Here is a 22,873-nt window from a genome sequence, read left to right as displayed (position 1 = left end):
GACTGGGTCTGGACCCCCGCGTTGCGGGGTGTTGCCTGGGCCAGTTACTTTGTTGGTTTACCGGCTCTTTCCACCCACTTTTTGGCGGGTGGGGCGCCGGCCCGTGGGGGGGCCGGTCGCCGATGCCTCACTGGGGGTTGTTCCAGAGGATGACCTTCTTGTTTTCCTCGCCACCCGGGGCGGGAGCGAGATTGCCGAAGATCACGCCGATCTCGGGGGCTTCGAGCTTGACCGAGAGGTATTCCTCGCCCGAACGCTGGGAGATGCGGTGCCAGCCGGCTCCGATCTCGAACCCTGTGCGCTTATTGACGATCCGGTAGTCGGGCGCGTCCTCGCGAGACTTGTTGGTGTTCGGGATCAGGGTGATCGGGGCGTTGACCCGGAGCGTGGCAAAGACGCCTTCCATCGAGCCGTCGGACTTTGTGGTGAGGTTTGCGATCGTGGTGGCCATGGTAGTTCTCCTTCGGTTGCATCGGGACCATTCCCGATGGCGCCAAAGGAGAGGGCCGTCCTGCTGCGGTCATCTCGGCGAAAATTCTGGAAAATTCTATTTGCCGAAAAACAGCGGGCAGGCCCTTCGCCTGCCCGCAGACAAAAACAGAAATCGAATTTTCCTGAATATTCGCCGAGATGTACCCCCAACGGGGGTTGACCGCACAAAGCAGGCGGTCGTCTACAAAGGCGACATGAAACGGGAATGGCCCCGGATACGGCAGATGGAAAAGAACTCAGGCCGCCATCGCTTGGCCGACGCAACGCTGCCGGATCGCACGAACAGGCTGCAGCCTCTCGGGTCATGTCGTCGGCATCGCCAACACGTCGAACAGCAGCATGGCGCGTGAACCGCCTTGCGCGTTTGGCATGGCGGCACAGCGGTTTCGAGATCGGAGCCGACTGGCAGCGAACTTCACGCCCCACGGTGGCGATGCCTCGCAGCCAGGTTGGATGACCAAGCAAGCCAGGATGTTCGGCACGCTTGTACCCGCTTCAGATGCGAGACGGGTCAAGATGATCATGCTGCACAATGCCCCGCGGCTCTGCGCGTGGGCCGGATTCGAAGTAGGGTTGGCCCCGGCCGTTCATACAAGTGGAGTTGGGGCGCGGAGCCGGATCAAGCATATCGGAGATCGGACCCACCGGGCTGTCGGGGAAACCGCCCGTACATCATCCTGGCAACGCCAGACGCTCGTCCGGCGTCATGCGGGCTTCGGCCTGGCGGCGAATGTCCGGATCGACATGGCGCAGCATGGCGCACCAGTCTTCCACATTGTACGTCGTCGCCATGCTGCCCCTGGCCAAATCGTAAATGACGCACGGCTTGTTCGCGATGGCGAGCCGAAATACGTTGACGGCCGTACCGGGTGATGCGCCGTCCCAGACCATCATGCCAAAGTCGGCGCGCCGCGCCATCTCCCCGTCCTTGGCGGCGTGGACCCAGTATCCTTCGGCGCCCTCAGGAGCAGGAACATGGTAGGCAGCCCAGTCGCCCAGATTGTTGCGGGGTTCCTTGCCCGCATGGAAGACCCCGACATGTTCGTAGCCGTAGCCTGCGAGCAGGCCCTGCGCCTCGGCATCGGCTCCGGGCGCGTCGCCAATCAGCACGCCGTGCTCGGCAGCAGCGATTGCGCCGATGCGAGTGATAGCAGGTTCCGGCAGCTCGAATATCTCGCGTGATCCACCTACGAATATCATCGACATGGTGACTTTCCCTTCTCTCCAGCGTCCCCCGCCCCGCGCCGGCCGCCCTCTCCCTCTAGCCCTGCGCGAGGGATCGTCACCCGAAGGCCGAGACGGCGAAGCCGGCTCGGGGAGCGGCGGGACGCCGCGACTAGAGCCCGGCCGGACGCAGGCCGGCGCGCCCGGACCCTGCCGCTGCCGAAGGCGCTACGCGCGTGAGCTAGTGGCCTTTGTCGGCCAGCCAGAGGCTCACGTCCTGGATCGAGCGCATGAGCACCGACGGATTGTCCCGCGCGGGAAGGAAGCCCCAGCTCTGCCAGTTGCGCTCGGCCTCGGCGTCTATCGCCCGCACCACCACCGCGCGGCCGCCGACGATGTCGGCGCTGGCGACGCAGCGATGCAGCGCGTCCTTGACCAGGCCGCTTCCGACGCTTTGCCCGGAATGGCGGTGGCTGACGGCGAGTTGTCCGATCAGCAGGCAGGGGATGGGATCGGGCGGGCGTCCGGTGCGGATAGCGCGCGGTGCGCTGTTTGGCTGGATCACGCCCGGCGCGAGGCCGTAATAGCCGACGACTGTTCCCTCGTCGTGAATGACCAGGACGCGGGTAAACCCGCGGGCCTGCTTCATTCGCGCGAAGCCGGCCATCCAAGCGTTGAGCGCCGACTTGCCGCAATTGAAGCTGTCGAGGCGGTGCGCGTCATCGAGGAGTTCGATGCCTGAAAGCGCCACTAGCGGTTCCAGAACGGGGGCCGACGCAGCCGCTCGGTCGCCTTCGGCGGGGGCGCAGCGGCCGGGGCTGAGATCGCCTGCATGAAGGCGTCATAGGCTTCCGGGGACACGCGGATGACGGTTTCGTTGAGGATGGCCGCCTGCGCCTCGTGGAGTGCTGCGCGCCGCATGAACTCCGTGCGCGACAGGCCGAGCAGCTGCGCGCCGCGGTCGATGATGGTGAGATCATCGCTGCGAAACCGCATCGAGACGGATATCTTCCTATTTGCGGCGGCAGCCATGGTGCGTTCCTGTGCTGGAATGGATATACGTCGGTGCAATGCAGCATGACACCGGATTTGCGTGACGAACATTCCTGTTCCTGCGACCGGCGTACAGGCATGCGGAAACGGCGGACTGATCCGATCCGAGGTATGCTCCCTGCTGCGAGAAGAGAACGTCAATCCAGACGGCTGACGCGGCGGCCCTCGCTGCGCGCTTCGATAAAGGCGCCTGCGATCTTCATCATGAATGCCTTGGTGAAACGACCGAGGGGCTGACCGTCGGATTCGATGTACCAGGAGCGTTCGGCAATATCGTAGTTGTATTCGTCAACCACGATCCAGCAGCGTTTGAGATCGCTCAGACCGGCGCGGCGGCACTCGATAGCGGAGACTTCCAAACCGACCCGATCGCCGGACGGTGGCTGGGTGGTTATCGCCAGGAGCGCGAGATGGGTCAGGCCGTCTCTTGCGCCGCGGACAGCAATGACCACGCAGGTCGGCCGGCTCTTGCGGCCTTCCGTTTCGCCGCGCTCGTGTTGCCATGCCCAAAGACACGGGTAGGAGATCACCTGACCAGGCAGAAATCTACCGCTCATCATCGTATCCTTCCCCGCGCGCCAGTCGGTCGATCTCGGCGGCGAAGAGTTCCGTGTGTTCCTCCGGCATCTCGGAGACATGGTAGGCGCGGCGGGGATCGCCGCCGATGCGCATCCGTTCGTAGTGCTCGTAGCTCATCAACACGAACCGGGGTTTGCGGTGCTTGGTGAGAATAACGGGTTCGCGGCTGGCAACGTCGGTGACGTCGCCAACCTGCTTGTTGAGATCCCCTGTCGTGAACTGACGCATGGCTGGACTCCTTATCGATCTCCATATTATCCAGATTTTCTTGATTTGCAAGAAAACGGCGCTCACGCGCCGTCCTCCGCGAACCGCCAGACGGGGATGCCGAGCCGACGGGCTTTGTCGGCAAGGTTGTCGGTGATGCCGGAGCCGGGGAAGACGATCAGGCCGTAGGGCACCACCGAGAGAAGCTGGTCGTTGCGGCGGAACGGAGCCGCCTTGGCGTGCCGGTTCCAGTCCGGCTTGAAGGCGATCTGGGTGACCTTGCGGCTCTCGGCCCAGCAGGCGGCGATGCGCTCGGCGCCGCGCGGGCTGCCGCCGTGGAGCAGCACCATGTCGGGATGCTTCTCCCGGGCCTTGTCGAGCGCGTCCCAGATCCGGTCGTGATCGTTGCAGTCGAGGCCGCCGGCGAAGGCGATCTTGGTGCCGGCAGGCACCAGCACCTCGGATTCGGCGCGGCGGCGGGCGGCGAGGAAGTCTCTGGAGTCGATCACCGACGCGGTCATCGCCTGGTGGGAGACCTTGGAGCCGGTGCGCGGCCGCCATGCCGATCCGGTTTGTGCTTCGTAGAGGTCGGCGGCCTCGTCACGCATGATTTCGAGCACGTTGCGGCGCTCGATATAGGTGATGCCCTCGGAGGTGAGCCGTTCCAGCTCGACGGACTTCACCTCCGAGCCGTCCTGCTCCTGCTGGCTCGAACGCTGGGCCTCCTCGTTACGATCGAGGCTGCGGGCGACGCGCTCGGCGGCGCGGTGGAAGACGTTTGCGAAGGACCAGAGCAGGTCGTCGAGATCGGGTTCGAGCCTGGTGTCGCCAAGCATGCCGGCGAAGCTCTCGACGATCCCGGCGAGGCCGGCCCGGATCACCTCGTTGTCGGGAAGTGGCCGAGGATCAGGTTCGTCCTGATGCGGGCGATGGCCGTACATCTGCAGTTCGAGGATGACGCGGTCGGTCGGCGAGGAGGCGTGGTAAGGCTCGTAGCCGTCGTCGAAGGGAAGCTCGTAGGTCATGGCGTGTCTCCGTCGGTTGCGGCCGCGCCCATCGCGGCCTGACAGCGCATCCCGGCCGCGCCCGGGGCGCGGCCGCACCGAAGGCCGAAGCGAAGCGGAGGACGGCGCAGCCGTTGCGGCCGTGACCCGGGGGTGGCAGGGATCGCCTCTCGGGCAGGCCGCGGGCGCAGCCTCTCCGGCGGACCGCCGCCATGCCTGCAGGCTATCCGGCGACGCCGTGCCGGCCCGCCTGCCAGTCCCGACCCGTTCATCCGGGCGACAGGAAGAGACGGGCATCATCCGGGACGAGCTGATCGCTGAGCCATGCCGCGAGATGGGCCGGGCCGGAATGGCGCAGATCGTCGTTGAAATCGCCGAGCTGCGGCCGCAACACCAGGGCGAGGATCCCGGCCTCGCCTGCGCGTTGGCTGAGGCGTTCGATGCCGTGCCGGCCGGCAGCGTCGGCATCGGCTGCGATGTAGAGGCGGCGGCAGCCAAGCGGAAGCCTCAGGCCGGCGAGGTGATTGGCCGAGGTGGCGGCCGCCACAGGCAGCGCCGGTATCACCACCTTAAGCGAAGCCATCGTCTCGAAGCCCTCGCCCGCCGCCATGACCGGGACGGGCATGCCGGGCTCATGGCCTAGCCAGATGCCGTTGCCAAGGAGATCCCCCAGCGAGCGGCGTGGATCCGCGAGTTGCGCCTTGCCGTGACCCGAAGGATCAAGCCAAGTCCGTTGCAGGCCGGTGATACGCCCGTCGAGGTTGGTGACAGCAGCAATCAGCGCAGGCAGGGTCTGCGTCTCGCCCGTTACGAGATTCCTGTAGTAGCAGCCGGGATGGAAGCGCAGCGCGCGCTCGTGCGTCGAAAGCAGAATGCCGCGGCCGGCAAGATAGCGTTCGGCCAGCGTGCCGGCGATCGGCTGGGACATGGCGAACAGACGACGCGCGGCCTCAGGGGAGCCGCGTTTCGCGGCTGGCTGGCACTGCGCGCCAAGGGGCTGAGGCTGGGGCGGTGGCAGCGGCATGGAGAGGAAGCGACGTGCTTCATCCGCGACCTCGCGGAAGTCGACCAGACCACAGCTCTGCTCGATGGCGTCAAGCAGGTCGCCATATTCGCCCGACGACTCGTCGACCCATTTTCCGGCTGCCTTGCCGCCAACCGCCTTGAGCCGCACATGCATGGAACGGCCGGGCGTGTTGCGGACATCGCCGACCATCCAGTAATTGCCGGAGCGATGGCCGTTGGGGAGATATTCGCGGCACACCGCCTCGGCATGATCGCCAAGGCGGCGTGCCAGCTCGGAGGCCGAGCCGGTCATGATCGCCTCCCCTCAAGCCGCCGCGGTGCGGTCGGTGACGCCAACCAGCGTATGGCGGTCGAGGAGCGCGGCGAGGATGGCGGAGCCTTGTTCGCTCGTCGGGATGAACAGCCGCAGCTTCCAGGAGATGATCTCGGAGATCAGCCCCAGCGCTTTCAACCGGGGGACCATCGCGTGGGTGAAGCCGATCAATTCGACACGGTAGTCGTTCATGACGCGGCTGCGGCGCAGAATCAGGCCATCGGCGAGTTGCAGTCCGATCCGTCCGTCGACAAGCCCGGTCCAGGCATCTTCCGGCGCGAGCTTGGGTACATCGTCGAGCCCCAGATTGCGGAACATGGTCGCGACAAGCGTCGGCGCGATGTGACGGCCGATGATGCGTTCGCCGGCATCGGTCTGGATCCGGTAGACCTGACAATCATGGTCTGGCAGCCGACGCCAGATCGGCAACAGCAGTCCCGTCACGATGTGAAAGGTGCTGGTGGTAAACTCCGGGACGGCAGCGACTTCTGCCTGCCACAGATCGCAGAACAGTTTTCGGTCGGTCGGCTGCCAGTGGGTTTCGGCAAGGGCGTCGAGGCCGAAGCGCAGCTCGTCGGTCGGCCGCAGCAGCCGCACGCGGTGCTCTATCGCGCCGTCGTCGAGCATCAGGCTCGCAGTCGGCAGCCGGATCGCCGCGCGGCTCGAACGTGTGTTCACCAGCAGAACCGATTGCGGCTCCGCCCGGACGATGGCCAGCGCATCAACCAGGCCGAGCGGCCGGATGCGGTCCTTGCGCGCCACGGTCAGGACATGCGACTGCGCGCCCGAGACCGGGTGCGAGTAGACGGTGCGGCGATCGGTGACGACGATGCTTTCCGCCGTGATGGTCTCCAGACCCTTGTCATAGGAGCCGGCGGCAATGGCGCCTTCTATTTTTCCCGCCATCAGTTGCTCGAACACCTCGAACAGCAGATTCTGGGTTTCGATGCGCAACGCCAGCAGGCGATTGAGCCAGGTCGTGATTGGCGGCAGCTCGTCCCGCAAACCACCTTCATCCGTCGTCAGCGACAGCCCGGTCACGGTCTCGAAGGTCGAAAGCGAGCAGCCCTCGATCTTGCCTTGGTGCAGCAGATGATAGAACTGCCGCAGGGCCGCGCGGGCATAGGGGCTTTCGAGATTGTCCTCGGCACGGAACAGCCCTGCCCCGCCGGTCTGGCGCTGGCCGCGCGTGATCGCGCCCAGCGTGTCGAGCCGCCTGGCGATCGTCGACAGGAAGCGCTTGCCGGCCTTCACATTGGCGGCCATGGGCCGGAACAGCGGCGGTTGCTTCTGATTTGTGCGGTGGGTCCGTCCGAGACCCTGGATGGCGTTGTCCGCGCGCCAGCCGGCTTCGAGCAGATAGTGCTTGCGCAGCGTCTGGTTCCTGACCCCGAGATCGGCGTGGTAGGAGCGGCCGGTGCCGCCGGCGTCGGAAAAGATCAGTACGCGCTTGTCGTCATCCATGAAACTCTGGGTCTCGGCGAGATTGGCCGAGCCAGGGCGGTTTTCCACGGCCAGCCGGTCGATGCCGTCGCGGCCGGTCTTCTTCACGATGCGGCGCGAGCGGCCGGTCACCTCGGCGACGGTGTCTGTGCCAAAATGATGGATGATCTGGTCGAGGGCGCTGCCGACCGGCGGCAGCGATGCGAGTTTTTCGATCATCTCGCCGCGCCGGCGAACCGCCTCGCGGCACTGGACCGGGTTGCCATCTTCGTCGTGGACAGGCCGCGAGTAGACGTTGCCCTCCGCGTCGGAATACTGCTCGAACAGTTGGGTCGGGAAGGAATGCATCAAGTACCCGCCGACATACTCGCGCGGCGTGATGTCGACATGCAGGTCCGACCATTCCTCGGTCGGGATCTCGGCAAGCCGTCGTTCCATCAGCGCCTCGCCGGTCGAGACGATCTGCACGACTGCCGCATGCCCGTCGGCGAGGTCCTGCTCGATCGCGCCGATCAGGGTCGGCGTCATCATCGAGGTGATCAAATGCGAGAAAAAGCGTTGCTTGGTACTTTCAAAGGCTGAGCGCGCCGCCGATTTTGCGTTGCGGTTCAGCGTGCCGGCCTCGCTGGTGATGTTGGTGGCCTCGAGTGCGGCGGTCAGGTTGTTGTGGATGACCTGGAAGGCGTCTGCATAGGCGTTGTAGATGCGGATCTGCTCCTCGGTCAGCGCATGCTCGAGGAGGTGGTATTCGACGCCGTCATAGGAGAGCGAACGCGCCGTATAGAGGCCGAGCGACTTGAGATCGCGGGCGAGCACTTCCATCGCCGCGACACCGCCGTCCTCGATCGCGGCGACGAATTCGGCACGGTTGGCGAATGGAAAATCCTCGCTGCCCCAGATGCCGAGACGTTGCGCATAGGCCAGGTTCTCGACGGCGGTCGCACCGGTCGCGGAGACGTAGACAATGCGGGCATCGGGCAGCGCGTGCTGCAGCCGCAGTCCCGCCTTGCCCTGCTGCGAGGGCGCGACGTCGCCACGCTCGCTTTTGCCGCCAGCGGCATTGGCCATGGCGTGGGCCTCGTCGAAGACGATGACGCCATCGAAAGATTTTTTTGCCCCCGACGGGTTCTCTCCAGCCCCTTCGGCCCCTCTCGCCTCTTGTCCGACCCAGTCGAGGATCTGGGCGATCCGGGATTTCTTGCCCTCCCGTTCCTGCGAGCGCAGGGTTGCGTAGGTCGTGAACAGGATGCCTTCGGCAAGGCGGATCGGCGTGCCCTGCCGATAGCGTGAGAGTGGCTGCACGAGGAGTTTTTCCTGGCCAAGTGCTGCCCAGTCTCGCTGAGCGTCTTCCAGCAATTTGTCGGACTTGGAAATCCAGATCGCGCGGCGCCGCCCCTGCAGCCAGTTGTCGAGGATGATGCCGGCGACTTGCCGTCCCTTGCCGCAGCCGGTTCCGTCACCCAAAAACCATCCACGCCGAAACCGGACAGCGTTCGTAGCTCCTTCTGGCGCGGCCGAGACGACATCGCAGGTCTCGTCAACCGTCCAGGTGCCGGTGAGATGACCGCAATGGGCTTCGCCGGCATAGATGACGCTTTCGAGCTGGGCGTCCGACAGCAGGCCCTCGTCGATGATCGCATCAGGAAGAAGCGGCCGATAGGAAGGTTTTGGTGGCGCGACGGCGGCCATTGCGGCCGACTGTACGAGGGGCGTCGGATGGGGTTTGGCGCGGGGAATGTCGATCGACTGGAGCGCGTAGGGTTCGTAGATTGACTCAGTGAGGCGGCCGCCCTCCTCCGGCATCCAGTCGCGCAATTCGTAGGCAAGGGGAACAGCCGGCGTGCTGTTTGCCATGACCTGGCGAGCGGGCTTCGCTCGCGCAATCGGACGGACCGATTGCATTGTCTTTGGAGCAGCCGTTGAGACAGCGAGGGGTGCGGCTCTCCGCGATCGGGCAGCCATCTGCATGGCGGCATTGCGCAGGATGCCGCTGGACAATGCACCGATCGAATCCGGGAATCCACCCAAAATCCGGGGCGGCAGATCGGAGATCCAGGAGAGCAGCGTTTCGACATCCTTGGCCTTGCCCGGCAAGGCGACGAAACGGGACGGATCGACGGCCCGCACCTTGTCGATGATCGTCAGGCGGGTCTCGGTGGTGGTTCCGTGGCGGGCATAGACGCAGCCGTCGATCGCTGCGGTGAAGATGATGGTGCCCTGCTGCTGCAGGCGTTCGAAGGCGAGCCGCCATTTCGGGTTTTCGGGAGACAGCCCGGCGCCAGTGATGGCGACAAGACGACCGCCCGAACGCAGGCGTGCGAACGCGGAAGAGAGGTGCGGCCATGCCGCATCGGCGACATGGCCGTCGACATAGGCGCCGACGCTGAAGGGCGGATTCATCAAGACGAGGGACGGCTCAATGCCCGCGTCGAGATGGTCGTCGATATGCGCTGCGTCGTGCCGCGAGACGGGGAACCGGGGAAACAGCAGGCCGAGGAGATCGGCCCGCGTCGCGGCAAGCTCGTTGAGGGCGATCGAGGCGTGCGCCATCTCGGCATGGATGGCGAGCAGACCGGTGCCGGCTGAGGGTTCGAGAACGAGATCTGAAGATGCGATCGCCGCGGCGTACGCTGTGACGAAGGCCAGCGGCAAGGGCGTGGAGAGCTGCTGCATGGCCTGGCTCTCGTCGGAGCGCCGTGTGTGGGTCGGAACGAGTTCCGCGATGCGCTTCATCATCGCCAGCGTTGCCTGCGGCGTGGTCGACCGGGACAGGATCGCCGGGCCGAACCGGCGCAGAAACAGCACCTGGGCGGTTTCGAGCGCCTCATAGGCGTCTTTCCAGACCCAGAACCCTTGCGCATCGCTGCCGCCAAAACTTGTCGTCATGGCAGTGCGCAGTTCCGCAGTGGTGACAGGCTTGCCCTGCTCGAGGAACGGCACAAGCCGCATTGCCGCCTGATAGATCGCCTGGGCGTTGTTGATGGGGGCGTGCGTCGGCGCGCCGAGGGGAGCGGCCGTCCGGGCAACGGCAGATGTGGTCGAAACAATGTTCATGGAGATGTCCTTTGCGAGAGGGAGTGGCGCCCGCGCCGGCACTCTCTCCGCGCCAGCCGGGCCGCACTCCTTCCGGCTCCCCTTTGCCTCTGGCGCGATGCACCAAACGGGTTGCGCTCTGCGCAAAGCCATGACTTGAATGCGCGCACAGGGATGCGGCGGCGACCTGGAGCTGCGGAGGTGATGCGACGGTTCAGAATTGGCAGTGCGGTCTACGAGGAGGGAGCGCCTGACCTGCAGGCGGCGCTGGCGAACGCCTATGCCCGCACCGAGCGTCCGCTATGCCTGTGCCGCGAGCCGGGCTGCCCGATGTACATCGCCCGCATCGGCGACCTTCACCTGATCAAGCGCATGCCGCTGAGCGGCGGCGGGCATGATCCATCCTGTGATTCATATGAATCGCCTTACGAGCTGTCCGGCCTGGGCGCCTTGATGGGCAGCGCGATACAGCTCGATCCGCAAAGCGGCTTGGCGGCTTTGAAACTCGATTTCAGCCTGTCGAAGACGGGGAGCCGGGCAGCATCCGCGCCTGCTGGCGAGAGCTCCGCCGGCGTAACTGGAGACCCCAGGAGGATGTCGCTGCGTGGCCTGCTCCATTATCTATGGCAGGAGGCCGAATTGACGGTCTGGACATCCCGATGGGCCGGTAAGCGACATTGGTGGAATGTCCGCTGGCATCTGCTCGAGGCTGCCGGGCAAATGACGGTGAGGGGCGGGCCCCTCGCGGATATCCTGTTCGTGCCCGAGCCGTTTCGCGCCGAGAACAGGCAAGCGATCGAACATCGCCGCAATGCGGCTCTCGGCATGGCGCTCCCGCCGAAATCCGGCCCACGAAAGCTACTGGTTCTGGTCGGCGAGGTGAAGGAAATCATGCCCGCCCGATCCGGTCGGAAACTCGTCGTCAGACATTTGCCGGGCTTTCCCTTTGTCATCGACGATGCATTGCATCGGCGTTTGCAGGCACGTTTCGAGAGAGAATTGTCGCTGTGGGGAGCGGATTCCAGCTCACATCTGATAGTGATCGCGACCTTCGGACTGAACTCGGCCGGCCTCGCCGTTGTTGAGGAGGTCGCATTAATGGTGGTATCCGAGAACTGGATCCCTTTCGAGACGGTCTCGGAAAAGCGGCTCGTTGACGCGCTCGCCCGCCTTCGCGAGAAGAGCGTGAAGGGATTGCGCTATGACCTGCAAACCGACCAGCCGATCGCCAACGCTTTGCTCCAGGACAGGCAGCAGCCGACCGCACTCTTTGTCGTCCCGGCCGGCGCGGACGAAGCGTTCGAGGCTTCGCTCGACGAAATGATCGCCGCGCGTCCGGAGATCGGCTTCTGGGTGTGGCGGGTCGGCGAAGGCGATATGCCGCCGTTGCCGCTCTGAGCGTCGGCGGAATTTCCGACGAGGCTCAGTATGTCTTACCCCAGGCCCAGCTTCTTCTTGAGCTCGGCATTTTCCTTGCGCAGACGGTCAGCAAGCAGGTTCTTAAGGCGCTTGTTTTCTTCCTCGAGCGCGAGCAGGTCCTTCAGATCGCCGCTATCTGCGGCTGGCGCTGCAACCTTCTTCCACTGATAATAGGTCTGCTCCGAAATGCCGGCTTGGCTGACCGCACTCTTGCTGGTCGCACCCCCAGCGATCGACTTCTCGATCTGGGCAAGCTTCTGGGCGCGTTCCTTCTCAGAATAGGTCTTCCGGGCGGTCCGCACCGCCACCGCAGGTTCAGCCGCCTGAGGCCCTGGTCTCGCCCCGTTCTTGCGGGTCGGCTTGGCGAGCTCTGCCTTCGCTTTCCTTGCTCGCGGAACTTTCTTCTTCGCTTCAGGGGCTTCCACTTTGGCTGGTGCCACTGTTGTCTGAACAGTTTGAGCTTCCTGAGAATCGGCCATGATATGCTCCGCTTGTGGATTGTCACCGTCATCAGCATCGATGGGTCTTATACTGGAGTCAATGAGCTCAGAACCTGGCAACTGAGCACCATCAGACAGCTGCGTCATCTCGGTGACAATTTTGGACAGGTCGAGAGCACCCCAGATCGAATGGCTTGGCTTTTGCTTGCCGCGCTTCTGTTTGACTTCCACGATAAATGGCCGGATCTGGCGCTTCATAGTCCCTTCCTTGATGTGAGGACGACTTGCAGCCAAGTCGCTGTTTCGCGTCAGCGAGTATTCTGCGCCTAGGCATCTTATCGCTCTTGCCGAGCTTTATCGGAGAAGGCCAGCGACGAGCAAGCGAGGTTTCCCTGACCTCGGGGACTGGCTCGATCACCGGGACGCAAACGGTCTATTGCGAGCCGAGGTCTCATTTGACGCGACCTTCAGAGCCTATCCATGCCCGCCATCCACAGGCGCCACTTCGCTCGATCCACCGGCAGCTGACAAATTTCGACATGCTGACGAGGCTCGCATGCTCCAGGTTCGGTAAAGAACCCCCCTGCATCGAGCGCCGCCTACGCCGTCATTCGTTGCCGCCGGGCAAACGGACAAGGACTAACAGCCGTCCGCATCCGATGACTGTGCACAACCGACTGCATCGATTGCAATCCTGATTTTCTTCGGCGCAAATCTTCTCATGGCGGCGGATGAGCTGGACGCGATTGTTTTCGGGATGGCGGTCGACAGCGTCCGTGCGCTTCCTCTTGGATTCACGGAAAAAGTCGCAGAAATTGCCAACCGAAGCCACGGCGTCCTGCTATTTGATTTGCGCATCGATGGCGACTTGGAAATGCAGCGGATCGCCGCCGTCCGATATCCAAGCAACCAGACAGGCATTCTGGCGCTGGACAAGCAGGGCTCGGCGATCAGCCATTGCATGGTCAACGGCACTTTCTCCAGCTTTATCGCTCCCTTGGAGGACTGGAACACTCTGCCGCTACCGATGCAGGCCAGGACGAGTATCGCCGGCCCGGCCAGCCTCTTCATCGGCGCCTTACGTAATGCCGGGTACATCCTGCGCGGCAGGTCCTGATCCGAAGTTTTGCGCGGTGACTGGCCGATCATATCGTCGAACCAGTCGGCCACACGGCTTCGCTAAGGGCGATTACCCACGGTGATCAGGTGACAAGGATCATCCGAGTTGAAGTCTGACCCTGATAGGTGGCTCGCTGGACTACGAGCACCTGGTCGGTGCTGGCCTTAAATACCGTGAAAATGCGCCGGCCGGCGGCGACGCACTGATCGAGCAATGTCGGTTGCCGTCACGGTATCTTGGAAAGCGATAGGGCTGTGTGCAAGCGATCGTAATGTGCGAGAGCGTCTCGCCCGTCGGCGTCCGATAGTACGCCTCCTCGATAGACATCGCGCCGCATAGCCTATCCGACGCGCCTCATTTCAGCGGAGTAGGCGGACCGTGCTAATAGGGACGTTTCGCTTCCGAGCGGCAGCTCTCAGGGATAACCTTTATCGTCGCCTCCCTTCTTTGAGTTCCGGCTTGATCGGGCGGAGGACAGGAGTTCGTCAATCTCGAGATCCGACAGATCATCGAGCAGCTTGAAGACAGCATCATGCTTTCCGGCGTTAATGAGAATCGTGCGTTTGCCGCGATGTTCGGCCCACCCGGTTCCGGGATTTGCATTGCGGGCGATGCCCCTGAGTTCGACAGGGGTCATGTTCCAGATCGCCTCGAGCTTCTCCGCGCGGGTCATGCTGTCGCTCGCGCCGGTCTCGTGGGCGATGATGGCGGCGCGCATCTTGTCCGGGGATTGCCGGTCCGTGAGGTCGCAAAAACCATGAAAACAGCGTTCGCGGACGCGGATCCGGATCGTGAAGAATACGCTGGTCACGTTGCCGGCCTTGAACTCCGACATGCCGAACATGCCGGTGCGCATGAAGAGCGGCGGCAGCAAACCGAGCATGAAGTGATATTCTGACGCGGTGATCTGGAACCACTCGCCTGAATAGGGAGTGCCGGAAAGCGGATCGATGCCGGGAGTATCCTTGTGTCGGCTGAACAGTTGGAACATCTGCTCGCGGGTGGCGACGCCGTCGAGCACCTTCCTGAAGGGTGGATGTGCGGTCATGGGATTCTCCTGAACGCGGGTCGGCCACGCGTGGCATGAACCGCGTCGTCGCAACTGTTTGGTGGTGTTGTGGCTGTCGACTGGCCGAGCCCGCGGCCGGCGCGTGCACCGGCGATGATGGGGTTTGCAGGGTTCAGGCGGCACGTCGCTCGGAGGAACGCGAAGCGTCTCGACCAACCCCAGTGATGGCACGCACGGCGGCGGCGAGCGCCGGGATGTCGTCGAGCATGCCGAGCGCGACGAAGTGGTTGGCCCCGCCGACATAATCCTTGCGGCCCTTGCAGGTGCGGATCAGGATGCCGTGACCTGAGGACAAACCGAACTGGCCGACCTGAATGTAGGTACGGTGATGGTACAGGGTGACTTCGCCGGAAACGGCAATACCCGCCTTGTTTGAGCGCAGGTCAAAGCAGCCCGATGGCAGGTTTAGTTCGGCGGCGAGTTTTTCAGCCGTGAACGCGCTGTCGTGTGAAAACGCCTCTTCTGCTTGCTCGTCATAGGAGCAGCTTCTGTTCCAGTCGAACATGTCGATCTCCATGAAATGAACAGGCCCGTGATCGCTCACGCGATCCCGGGCCCGTCATCGGGTGGGGTTAAATGGTGGAACGGTCAGGCGGCCGCGCGGCCCTCAATGACGTCGGCGCCGACCCCGTCCGCGGAGACTTCCTCGAGATAGGCCCGACCATACTGGTTGTTGGCGAGCCAGCGTTCGGCCGCCTCGCGATCCTTGGCGAGATAGAGCAGCTCCGGGCTGTCGCCGCGTTCCTGCAGGACGCGGACCATGCCGATCGTGGGACGCTCGACGATCTCGAAACCCAGGTCACTCTCGACGGACCAAGTGCGCCTGACCGAGACGACGATGATGCCGCCCTGCTCGAAATCGCCCTCATGCAGGGTGAAGTAGGCCGGCGAGCTATAGGTCGCGCGCTCGCGCGGCGGTTCCTTCCTGACCAGGCGACCGACGCCGTTGCGGCTTTCCCAGGCCGCAAGTTTTTTGGTGAAGCGAGCCGGCGGTTTCGCGGTGCCGTCGCTGTACCGGATAACGCTCCCCAGAGGAGCGGATTCGTACACGATATGTGCGGACATGCGGGTTTCTCCATGTGGAAAACGAAAAAGGGCCCGGCGGGAGTGCCGGGCCCGCTGCGAGCGTGAGGCCGACTATTCAGCGGCCTGGAGGTGGTCCGCCTCGTCGCCGTCGCTGGTCACCGGCTCATCGGAGGACGGATCCGCATCGTCGGCGAGAAAGGCCGGCAGCTCGGCGGCATCGCCGTCGCGAGCCGCCTCGTCCGACATATCGCCGGCGACCGCGTCGCCAGCATCGGTAGCCACTTCATCGACCTCAAGACGCAGCGGCTCGGGCAGCCAGTTCGACCCTTCGAGAAGACGCGCGGCCTCACGCGCCATGATGTCCTTCTTCATGTGGTCGATCAGCTGCGCGGAGTCTGCGCCACGAGCTTCATGGACTGCCTGTAGAATCCGCGCCTTGGTGAGCCGCCCGAGGAACTCGACCGTAGGCGTCCAGCCGGCGTCGACCATGTCGAACTGGAGGGAACGGCCAAGCACGTCTACATGCTTGAGCGCCTTCGGTCGCCTGTTCCAGGGTTCGACCACCGCATTGAGGGTCAGCGAGACGCAGTGCGCGAACAGCGCGTTGCGGCTTGCTTCGTCGAGGCCGAGAAGGAAGTTCCACAGGCCATCCGCCTCATCGGGCAGATCGCGATCCCAGGCTTCATGGCGCTCGGCGATCTCCTTCGCCCAGGATGTCTCGGCAAGACCGTCGACCTGGCTGAAGCCGCCGCTCTTCAGGCTGATCTCCAGGCACGTGTTCGGCGCGAAGCGATAGAAGACCTGCAGGACGAAGGCATGGAGTGCGGCAACGAAGGCGATGTCGACGTCACCGGCGAGCGCGTTGCGCAGTGCAAGCGTCCGCTGCGCGGTCAGGTCGAAGACGAGCCGATCGGGCAGCGGCTTGATGCCATCGTCCTCGCCGTCGTCACTAGCGCTGTCATTCACCGGCTTGCCGTTGACGACAACACCATCGCCATCATCGTCGCCATTGGATCTGGCTTCGTCTTCAGCATCCTGCTCCTCGCCCTCACCGACATCGCCGGTTTCGGTCCGCGGTTCGTCCTCGGACCGCACGAAACCGGCGTCGACCTGGAGCTTGCCGTTCGCGGCAAGGGTAACGAACACACCGGCGATGGCCTTCTGGGCGGGATCGTAGCTTTGAGGACGATCATCGATCGCGTCGAGCTCTGCGCCCAGCTGGTCGAGCTTCGCCTCGATCGCTTTGTCGGCATCCTCGGCCTTGGCATAGTCCGCGTCGAGCTTGTCGTATTCGGCCTTGAGCGCGTCGTAGCGTTCGATCTCCTCGGCGCTCAGCTCCTGCGGCTCGGCATAGATGCGCCGCATGCCGGAGGTATGGCCGTAGGGAAAGCTGATCGCCGCCTCGACCCATTTCCAACCTTCGGCGCGGATTGCCTCGGCATCCACCTTGAGTCTCTCGAAGACAAGCTGCTCGAGGAGTGCCGCATCCTGGAACCAGCCGCCGGAGTCCTGCTCGAAGAGATCGCGCAGGATGACGCCGCCGGCAGCTTCATAGGTTTCGGCGCCGACATAGACGGCCCGGCGATCATCGGCTCGGACCGTGGTCTCCGTCAGCAGGCGCCTGATGTAATAGGGTTCCTGCATGTGCGAGCTGGCAATCCGTTCCCAGACCTGCTCCTGACGTGCATGATCGTCCGAGATCGAAAACGCCATGATCTGCTCAAGCCGGATTTCGTCCTTCCCGTAGAGACCGAGAAGCCTCGGCGACACCGATGCCAGCCGCAGGCGCTGCCTCACCGTCGCAGGCGATACGAAGAAGCGGGCGCCAATCTCCTCCGGATCGAGGCCCCGATCGCTGAGCGTCTTGAAGGCCCGGAACTGGTCGAGCGGGTGCAGGTCGGCGCGCCGCAGGTTTTCGGCAAGCGAATCCTCTTCGGCCGAGGTCTCCTGCCTGCGGTTGACGATGCAGGGGATCGGCTCGTTCTTGGCCAGGCGCTTCTGCTTGATGAGGATGGCGAGCGCGAGATAGCGACGGCCGCCGGCGGGCACCTCAAACATGCCGGTCTCCTCGCCCTCGCCGTCGAGCACGGGACGGACGTTCAGGCTCTGGATGAGCTTTCGCCGTCCGATGTCTTCGGCCAGCTGCTCGATCGACACGCCGTCCTTGATGCGCCGAACATTCTTTTGCGACAGCATTAGCTTGTCATAGGGAATATTCTCCGCGGCGTTCATCGCGATCTTCTGAATGGCGTTCTTTGCCATGGTCAGGTTCTCCATGACGGGCGGCCCGGGGCCTCTCCCCGAACCTCCAAGCCCGTCAGGAATCTCCCCTCCCCCCTCTGCCTCCAGGCCTCGCGCCGGCGCCGGCCGCCTGCCGCAAAGCTTCGCTGGACTGCGGACGGCAGAGTGACTATATATCTTCCATGAACGTGGAAGGATTATTGTCATGCCAGGGTTTAGTACCGAAGTGCTCACCGCCAATGAGGCGGCGGCGGTAACGCAGGTGCCGCTTAAGCAGGTGCATCGCATCATCGATGCCGGATTGCTACGCGGCCGTGTCGAGACACGCCGCGGCAGCCGCGTCATCATCGGAGCGGGTCTCGTCGGCCTACGCCTCGCCTGGCTGACGGCGGAGACGCTGACGCCTGCCGCGCGGCGGCGGATCGTTGAGCACGCCATTGCCGATGATGCTGCGCCCGTAGTCGCGGACGATCCGCTTAAGGTCGACCTGAAGCCGATCACTGCCGGGGTAAGGACCGGCCTCAGCCGGCTGAGGAAAGCCAAGGCCATGGTGGCGCGCGATCCAGCGGTACTTAGCGGTCAGCCGGCCTTTGTGGGAACACGCGTGCTTGTTCATGACGTTGCCGACCTGCTCGCCAATGGCGATACTCCCGAGACGATCCGTGCCGCCTATCCGCAACTGACTCTCGACCGGATCAGGCTCGCGGCCGACTATGCGCTCGCCTATCCGCGGCGTGGCCGTCCGCCGATCAAGCCGGCGTGGCGCAGCACGGCGGCGAAGTCGACACGCACAATCCGTCTCGACGATCTGCCGGCCGTTTCGTGAAATTCCTGATCGACGAATGCCTGAGCCCAGAGCTTGCGAAACTGGCGCGCGAACGGGGTTTTCCAGAGTCGAGCCATGTGCGCAGGCTGGGCCTCGCCGGCGCCAAGGACCATATGGTGACCCGGCGCGCGGTCGATGACGGCTATGTGCTCGTCACGCACAACACGACCGACTTTCGCGGCCCCTATCGCCGCGAGGAGCTGCATGTCGGGTTAGTCGCCTTCAACACCGCCCCTGGCCTGATGAGCCTCGATCTCCAGCACAGGCTCTTTCATCTCGCCCTTTCGGAGCTCGGTGGCGAGGAGGCATGGAACAAGTGCTGGAGATTACGGTGGATGTCGCGCGTACCATCACCATCGAACGGTTCAACCTCCCCGACTGACGGACCTCCGCGTTCGTTTCCTGCAATCGGGCTGCCAGAAGCCGCCGCTCGCACAACGAAAAAGCCCGCCGCGGGTGGAGGTGCGGCGGGCTTGATTTGGACGACAGCATTCGGGAGGAATAAATGCCGTCCCTGATCGCCAAGGTCGGGAGGAGGTGACCCGGACGAAACTCGATACCGACAGGCTACTCCCTTCCGCGCAGCCGAGAAGCATTAATTGTGCATAGCAGCATTGCCGTTTTGTGCGGCGCACATCCGGGCCGGAGAGATGGGTTTTCCCGGGTACCAGCGCAGGCCGTATGCTGCGCGCCGCAGCGATGCACATGTTGGAACACTGGCAGCATCAGCAGCCCAGTGACGTTCATACGCCTCGGCGCGCAGCATTGCGGTATCATGCTGCCAGATCGGGCAGCTTCTTGGCCTTGCCCTCCAGCTCCAGGCGAACGTCCTGATGCGGCTTGTCGCGCGCCACCCGCGTAATGCCCTGCACGAAGTCGAAAATCGAGGCGGGCGGGTGCCCTTCCTCCGAAAGCACGGCATCGATGATCCTCGTGGTCTCCGCCTTGGAGAAGCCGCGCTTGCGCAGGAAGCTCTGGCGATCTTCATCGTCGCGAGCGACGATCCGCTCCCGCGAAGCCTTGATGCCATTGACGAACGGCATGGGCGAAGACTCCACGAACTGGATCAGCGCTGGTTCGGCTTCCAGGGCAAAACGCGAGGCGGCATATTTGGAATGCCGGATGGTGATTTCCTCGAAATTTTCCACGCCCCACAGACAACGATTCTGGCAAACTGCACGTAGATAGAAGCTGCCGATTCCGAGCGTTCGGGCGCCGACTTCGGAGTTCCAGCAATAAACCCCCCTGAAAAAGACGTCGGGCGAGCCATCGGGCAGCTTGCCGGCTTCGATCGGATTCAGGTCGTCGACGAGGAAGACAAAGACATCACGGTCGGACGCATAGAGCGTTGTCGTGTCGTTGGAGATGTCGACGTTCGGATTGTAGATTCCCGTTGACCAGTCGAGCACGCCAGGCACTTTCCAGCGCGTGTCGCCGCTACCGTTGCCGGCGATCTTCTGCACGGCATCGACCAGTTCTGAGTCAAATATTCTGCCGTAGTCGGGGCCTGTTACCGCCCGCAACTCGAGGCGTCCGTTCTCGATTTCCAAGCTCTTCATCTGCTCGGCGCGATGATTAAGAAGACCGTGCTGAAGGTTGATCGCCGCAAGCGGGGCCGGAAGCTGGCGCAGATAGGCGGCTGGCGCGCCGACCAGGCTGGCGAGTTGGCCAAGCTCCAATGCGTTGGGGCCACAGAGGCATGCGCATCGGGCAGCATCAGCCTCAGGCGCTCCGGGTCGTCGCGGCTGGCCTCGACGCGGATCAGCTCACTTTCAACGATGCGGGTCTTGCTGCGTTCGGACCGCCGCTTCACCGAATTATGGAGATCGGTGAGAGAAAGGTAGCGCTCGTCCGCCGGCCGGTTGAACCACTCGGAAGAAACGCGACCGACACGTTGGCCACGGCTGACATCCACCTTGTAACCGCCCCGTGGATTCACCGCAGGAGCGAGAACTTGCAACTGGGTCATGGAACTTTCTCCGCGACGGGCGCCGGAAGCCTCTCTTCCAGCCCTCGACCCGTCACGCGGGCCATCCACCCTCTCCCTCTGCCGTCCGGCAAACGGACAAACGCCGCGGCCCCACCTCCGCAAGGAATACACGTCAGAGAATCGATTTGACCGCGTGCTTCAAAGCCGGGACGCCGGAAGCGATGGTCCTGCTGTTGGCGGAACCGCACGCGGCAATCGCTACAAGGTCGTCGCCGGAGCGGATCGGCCATGTCGACCAGTGTCACGCGACTGCCGAAACAACAGAAATGCAACAGGTTCGTTGCTATCGGAAGCGGTCGTCATTATGAAACGACTGTTCGACGCCAATCGTTTGATCCGCCAGGAGTATTTCGTGACCGAAGAAACCGAGAGCAATACGGACAAGCTCATCGAACTCACGGCTGATGTAGTCTCAGCCTATGTTTCAAACAATCCGGTGCCGGTCGGTGAACTACCCGCCCTCATCGGACAGGTCCATGCCGCCCTGAAGGGCACGACCGGCGGTGTGGTGTCGGAAAGACCTGAAGTTCTCAAGCCTGCCGTGCCGATCAACAAGTCAGTGACGCCCGACTACATCATCAGCCTGGAGGACGGGAAGAAGTTCAAGTCGCTGAAGCGGCACTTGTCGACCCATTATGGCCTGACTCCGGATGAGTATCGCGCCAGATGGGGCCTGCCGGCGGATTATCCCATGGTTGCGCCGAACTATGCCGCAGCGCGCTCAGCCCTCGCTAAAACCATGGGCCTCGGCCGCAAGCCGAAGGAGCCCGAAGAGCCGGCGCCCGCGAAGCGTCCCCGCAAGAAGGCCACAGCCTGATTGTAGCCTGAGGGGTCGGTTGGGCGCGTTCCCGCCTGGCAGCTTTGGGGCCGTTTGCGGACTGTCCGTTTTCGGGATGGCGAGATTAGAAAGCGGATCGACGCGTCCAGCGTATCGCGGACCGCAACGCGCCAGCGCCGGAGATAGCGCCTGATGATCTTCAGTTGCTCTGTATGTGCGACTGGAATGCACTATCGCCCGGTTGGGTGGCAGGGCAACTTGCTAGCCGCCCTGCCACCTGGAAGAACAGTCATCGACGCGGCCGGCTCAGCCCGCTTTGCTGAGTTGGAGTTCGTCGCTAAGCGCGCGCTCGTTGGGATCGATCGGACCCAGGTTCTTGACGACCCGGAATCGACCGCCCTGCGCCTGCGCGATGTACATGTTCATGCGAACATGGTGCTGGCCGGGGACCATTTCGGCCGGGCCACCTGGTCCCTCGCTGATCCGCGAGTGATCGAGCGCCCGGATGACCGTATCACGCTCGACCGTGCCGGCCTCATTGACAGCCGCTTCCCACATTTTGATCGCCCGGTAGTGGCCGGTGCAGCCGCTGCCCGCGGTCAACATGGCGCTGCCGGGGAAACGGTCCTGGTAGCGACGCAAGAGCGCGCGGCCAAACGGATCCTCGAGTTCCCGATAGTAGTCGAGGCAGCTGTAGAGGCCCTCGATCTGCTCGGACGGCACGAGATTGAAGAAGTTCTCGTCGAAGTAGGTGCAGATGATCTTGCCGCCCCGCTTGCCGAAACCGGCCTTGTGCAGTTCTTCGAGGAACGGAGTCAGGCCCGGCGGGACGAGGGTGTTGAAAACCACGTCGGTGCCGCTCGCCATGATCTGCTCGACCGTCCGCCGGAAATCGACTGTATCGAGCGGGAAATACTCCTCGCCGACGACCTCGCCGCCATTGGCGCGCACCACCCGGCTCGCGGCCTTGTTCAGCAGATGGGGCCAGATGTAGTCGGCAGAAGGCAGGTAGAACTTCTTCGCCCCGGTGCTCTTCATGAACCAAGGGATCAGCGGCTCGACCTGCTGCGCGGGCACTGGACCCGTACAGAAGATCAGGGGATCGTTTTCCTGTCCCTCGTACTGCTCGGTGTAGATGTAGAGCGTCCTGCCGCGTGCGACCGCTTCGCTCTTGATGGCCTGGCGGGTCGAGCTGTAGATGCCGCCGACGACCAGATCGACCTTGTCGACGTCTATCAGTTTCGCAGTCCTTGCCTTGGCGGCGCTGTCGTTGGTCTCGCCATCCTCGATGACAAGCTCCAGCGGCCGGCCGAGCAAACCGCCTTTGGCATTGATGTCGTCGACGAGCATGGTGGTGAGGTTTGCGTTGGCGATGCCCATGAAGGACAACGGGCCGGTGAGTTCGGCGACAAGGCCGATCTTGATGGGTTTCGGATCCATTTGATTTCTCCAAATCTGGGGGTTCGTCGGGGGGCGCCGCCGCCGGGCGGCAGGCGGCGCGCAGTGCGGGATCTCAGGCCTCGTAGTGGCCGAGCAGCAGTGCCGCCTGCGGCTTGCCGACGTGGCCGGCTTCCTGCAGGATCGCGGGCACCTCCGGATCCGACACGAAATTCTTCCAGCCCTCGGCGTCCCAGTCGAAGATCGCCCAGA

20 protein-coding genes and 1 pseudogene are annotated in these 22,873 nt (G+C 63.6%); 5 read left to right on the top strand and 16 right to left on the bottom strand.

Annotation, left to right across the window (positions count from 1 at the left end):
* Nucleotides 1-127: 127 nt before the first annotated feature.
* The 9 genes from NKH93_RS33025 to NKH93_RS32985 form a co-directional block, all read right to left on the bottom strand.
* Nucleotides 128-451: a DUF736 domain-containing protein gene (locus NKH93_RS33025; protein ID WP_006339490.1), complete on the bottom strand. Its 324-nt coding sequence runs from the start codon at nucleotides 449-451 to the stop codon at nucleotides 128-130.
* Between the two features lie 713 nt (nucleotides 452-1,164).
* Nucleotides 1,165-1,698, bottom strand: coding sequence for a hypothetical protein (locus NKH93_RS33020; RefSeq protein WP_352975812.1), 534 nt, complete (start codon nucleotides 1,696-1,698; stop codon nucleotides 1,165-1,167).
* 199 nt (nucleotides 1,699-1,897) lie between these two features.
* Nucleotides 1,898-2,407, bottom strand: coding sequence for a GNAT family N-acetyltransferase (locus tag NKH93_RS33015; RefSeq protein ID WP_352975809.1), 510 nt, complete (start codon nucleotides 2,405-2,407; stop codon nucleotides 1,898-1,900).
* Nucleotides 2,407-2,688: a type II toxin-antitoxin system TacA family antitoxin gene (locus NKH93_RS33010; RefSeq protein WP_352975806.1), complete on the bottom strand. Its 282-nt coding sequence runs from the start codon at nucleotides 2,686-2,688 to the stop codon at nucleotides 2,407-2,409. Before NKH93_RS33010 ends, NKH93_RS33015 begins: the two co-directional genes overlap by 1 nt.
* A gap of 158 nt (nucleotides 2,689-2,846) precedes the next feature.
* Nucleotides 2,847-3,266, bottom strand: a complete 420-nt coding sequence (locus tag NKH93_RS33005; protein WP_352975803.1) for a hypothetical protein — start codon at nucleotides 3,264-3,266, stop codon at nucleotides 2,847-2,849.
* Complete coding sequence (locus tag NKH93_RS33000; protein ID WP_057143280.1) at nucleotides 3,256-3,516, bottom strand: type II toxin-antitoxin system prevent-host-death family antitoxin; 261 nt, start codon at nucleotides 3,514-3,516, stop codon at nucleotides 3,256-3,258. Before NKH93_RS33000 ends, NKH93_RS33005 begins: the two co-directional genes overlap by 11 nt.
* 62 nt (nucleotides 3,517-3,578) lie before the next feature.
* Nucleotides 3,579-4,520 carry a DUF2493 domain-containing protein gene (locus NKH93_RS32995; RefSeq protein ID WP_352689081.1) on the bottom strand — a complete coding sequence of 314 codons (942 nt, stop codon included), beginning with the start codon at nucleotides 4,518-4,520 and terminating at the stop codon, nucleotides 3,579-3,581.
* A 247-nt stretch (nucleotides 4,521-4,767) separates the two neighbouring features.
* Entirely contained in the window at nucleotides 4,768-5,817 is a 1,050-nt protein-coding gene (locus NKH93_RS32990) for a DUF7146 domain-containing protein (protein WP_352975799.1), read from the bottom strand.
* A gap of 12 nt (nucleotides 5,818-5,829) precedes the next feature.
* Nucleotides 5,830-10,335 carry a strawberry notch-like NTP hydrolase domain-containing protein gene (locus NKH93_RS32985; RefSeq protein ID WP_352975796.1) on the bottom strand — a complete coding sequence of 1,502 codons (4,506 nt, stop codon included), beginning with the start codon at nucleotides 10,333-10,335 and terminating at the stop codon, nucleotides 5,830-5,832.
* Nucleotides 10,336-10,518: 183 nt separating this feature from the next.
* Here NKH93_RS32985 and NKH93_RS32980 point away from each other — a divergent pair, with 183 nt between their 5' ends.
* A complete protein-coding gene (locus NKH93_RS32980) occupies nucleotides 10,519-11,712 on the top strand; it encodes a DUF1173 domain-containing protein (protein ID WP_352975790.1) in 1,194 nt (397 codons plus the stop codon).
* A 35-nt stretch (nucleotides 11,713-11,747) separates the two neighbouring features.
* On the opposite strand, the gene NKH93_RS32975 is transcribed toward NKH93_RS32980, so the two are convergent.
* Complete coding sequence (locus NKH93_RS32975; protein WP_352453159.1) at nucleotides 11,748-12,431, bottom strand: transposase; 684 nt, start codon at nucleotides 12,429-12,431, stop codon at nucleotides 11,748-11,750.
* Between the two features lie 463 nt (nucleotides 12,432-12,894).
* Between NKH93_RS32975 and NKH93_RS32970 the strand changes: the two genes are divergently transcribed.
* Nucleotides 12,895-13,290 carry a hypothetical protein gene (locus NKH93_RS32970; RefSeq protein WP_352453160.1) on the top strand — a complete coding sequence of 132 codons (396 nt, stop codon included), beginning with the start codon at nucleotides 12,895-12,897 and terminating at the stop codon, nucleotides 13,288-13,290.
* Between the two features lie 418 nt (nucleotides 13,291-13,708).
* Here the strand turns inward: NKH93_RS32970 and NKH93_RS32965 are convergent, their stop codons facing one another.
* The 4 genes from NKH93_RS32965 to NKH93_RS32950 form a co-directional block, all read right to left on the bottom strand.
* The gene (locus NKH93_RS32965; protein WP_352975818.1) at nucleotides 13,709-14,341 is read right to left on the bottom strand and encodes a DUF1419 domain-containing protein; all 633 of its coding nucleotides are present in this window, start codon (nucleotides 14,339-14,341) and stop codon (nucleotides 13,709-13,711) included.
* A gap of 133 nt (nucleotides 14,342-14,474) precedes the next feature.
* Entirely contained in the window at nucleotides 14,475-14,867 is a 393-nt protein-coding gene (locus tag NKH93_RS32960) for a hypothetical protein (protein WP_352942178.1), read from the bottom strand.
* Nucleotides 14,868-14,950: 83 nt separating this feature from the next.
* Nucleotides 14,951-15,427, bottom strand: coding sequence for a UCP036055 family protein (locus tag NKH93_RS32955; RefSeq protein ID WP_352834450.1), 477 nt, complete (start codon nucleotides 15,425-15,427; stop codon nucleotides 14,951-14,953).
* Nucleotides 15,428-15,499: 72 nt separating this feature from the next.
* On the bottom strand, nucleotides 15,500-17,650 hold the full coding sequence (locus tag NKH93_RS32950; protein WP_352975784.1) for a ParB/RepB/Spo0J family partition protein: 2,151 nt from the start codon (nucleotides 17,648-17,650) through the stop codon (nucleotides 15,500-15,502).
* Nucleotides 17,651-17,834: 184 nt separating this feature from the next.
* On the opposite strand from NKH93_RS32950, the gene NKH93_RS32945 reads away from it, so the two are divergent.
* Both NKH93_RS32945 and NKH93_RS32940 read left to right on the top strand, forming a co-directional pair.
* Entirely contained in the window at nucleotides 17,835-18,455 is a 621-nt protein-coding gene (locus tag NKH93_RS32945; protein WP_352975781.1) for a DUF433 domain-containing protein, read from the top strand.
* Nucleotides 18,452-18,973: a DUF5615 family PIN-like protein gene (locus tag NKH93_RS32940; RefSeq protein ID WP_352975778.1), complete on the top strand. Its 522-nt coding sequence runs from the start codon at nucleotides 18,452-18,454 to the stop codon at nucleotides 18,971-18,973. The genes NKH93_RS32945 and NKH93_RS32940 overlap by 4 nt, the downstream gene beginning before the upstream one ends.
* A gap of 255 nt (nucleotides 18,974-19,228) precedes the next feature.
* Here NKH93_RS32940 and NKH93_RS32935 read toward each other — a convergent pair.
* Nucleotides 19,229-20,424, bottom strand: a pseudogene (locus NKH93_RS32935) (DUF932 domain-containing protein).
* 373 nt (nucleotides 20,425-20,797) lie between these two features.
* Here NKH93_RS32935 and NKH93_RS32930 point away from each other — a divergent pair.
* Nucleotides 20,798-21,262, top strand: coding sequence for a Ros/MucR family transcriptional regulator (locus NKH93_RS32930; RefSeq protein WP_352509709.1), 465 nt, complete (start codon nucleotides 20,798-20,800; stop codon nucleotides 21,260-21,262).
* A gap of 267 nt (nucleotides 21,263-21,529) precedes the next feature.
* On the opposite strand, the gene NKH93_RS32925 is transcribed toward NKH93_RS32930, so the two are convergent.
* On the bottom strand, nucleotides 21,530-22,663 hold the full coding sequence (locus NKH93_RS32925; protein ID WP_352540681.1) for a substrate-binding protein: 1,134 nt from the start codon (nucleotides 22,661-22,663) through the stop codon (nucleotides 21,530-21,532).
* Nucleotides 22,664-22,873: the final 210 nt, after the last annotated feature.

The organism is Mesorhizobium sp. M0954, from assembly GCF_040319155.1.
Lineage (GTDB): Bacteria > Pseudomonadota > Alphaproteobacteria > Rhizobiales > Rhizobiaceae > Mesorhizobium.
Note: the sequence above shows the minus strand (reverse complement) of the source record. Positions and strands in the feature narration are given on the sequence as shown.

Excerpts from the sequence above, each read along its gene's own strand:
- NKH93_RS32975 (WP_352453159.1), bottom strand. The coding sequence starts at position 12,431 with ATGAAGCGCCAGATCCGGCCATTTATCGTGGAAGTCAAACAGAAGCGC.
- NKH93_RS33005 (WP_352975803.1), bottom strand. The coding sequence starts at position 3,266 with ATGAGCGGTAGATTTCTGCCTGGTCAGGTGATCTCCTACCCGTGTCTT.
- NKH93_RS33020 (WP_352975812.1), bottom strand. The coding sequence starts at position 1,698 with ATGTCGATGATATTCGTAGGTGGATCACGCGAGATATTCGAGCTGCCG.
- NKH93_RS32955 (WP_352834450.1), bottom strand. The coding sequence starts at position 15,427 with ATGTCCGCACATATCGTGTACGAATCCGCTCCTCTGGGGAGCGTTATC.
- NKH93_RS33025 (WP_006339490.1), bottom strand. The coding sequence starts at position 451 with ATGGCCACCACGATCGCAAACCTCACCACAAAGTCCGACGGCTCGATG.
- NKH93_RS33000 (WP_057143280.1), bottom strand. The coding sequence starts at position 3,516 with ATGCGTCAGTTCACGACAGGGGATCTCAACAAGCAGGTTGGCGACGTC.
- NKH93_RS32925 (WP_352540681.1), bottom strand. The coding sequence starts at position 22,663 with ATGGATCCGAAACCCATCAAGATCGGCCTTGTCGCCGAACTCACCGGC.
- NKH93_RS32960 (WP_352942178.1), bottom strand. The coding sequence starts at position 14,867 with ATGTTCGACTGGAACAGAAGCTGCTCCTATGACGAGCAAGCAGAAGAG.
- NKH93_RS32945 (WP_352975781.1), top strand. The coding sequence starts at position 17,835 with ATGCCAGGGTTTAGTACCGAAGTGCTCACCGCCAATGAGGCGGCGGCG.
- NKH93_RS32985 (WP_352975796.1), bottom strand. The coding sequence starts at position 10,335 with ATGAACATTGTTTCGACCACATCTGCCGTTGCCCGGACGGCCGCTCCC.
- NKH93_RS32970 (WP_352453160.1), top strand. The coding sequence starts at position 12,895 with ATGGCGGCGGATGAGCTGGACGCGATTGTTTTCGGGATGGCGGTCGAC.
- NKH93_RS33010 (WP_352975806.1), bottom strand. The coding sequence starts at position 2,688 with ATGGCTGCCGCCGCAAATAGGAAGATATCCGTCTCGATGCGGTTTCGC.
- NKH93_RS32980 (WP_352975790.1), top strand. The coding sequence starts at position 10,519 with ATGCGACGGTTCAGAATTGGCAGTGCGGTCTACGAGGAGGGAGCGCCT.
- NKH93_RS32990 (WP_352975799.1), bottom strand. The coding sequence starts at position 5,817 with ATGACCGGCTCGGCCTCCGAGCTGGCACGCCGCCTTGGCGATCATGCC.
- NKH93_RS32995 (WP_352689081.1), bottom strand. The coding sequence starts at position 4,520 with ATGACCTACGAGCTTCCCTTCGACGACGGCTACGAGCCTTACCACGCC.
- NKH93_RS32950 (WP_352975784.1), bottom strand. The coding sequence starts at position 17,650 with ATGGCAAAGAACGCCATTCAGAAGATCGCGATGAACGCCGCGGAGAAT.
- NKH93_RS32965 (WP_352975818.1), bottom strand. The coding sequence starts at position 14,341 with ATGACCGCACATCCACCCTTCAGGAAGGTGCTCGACGGCGTCGCCACC.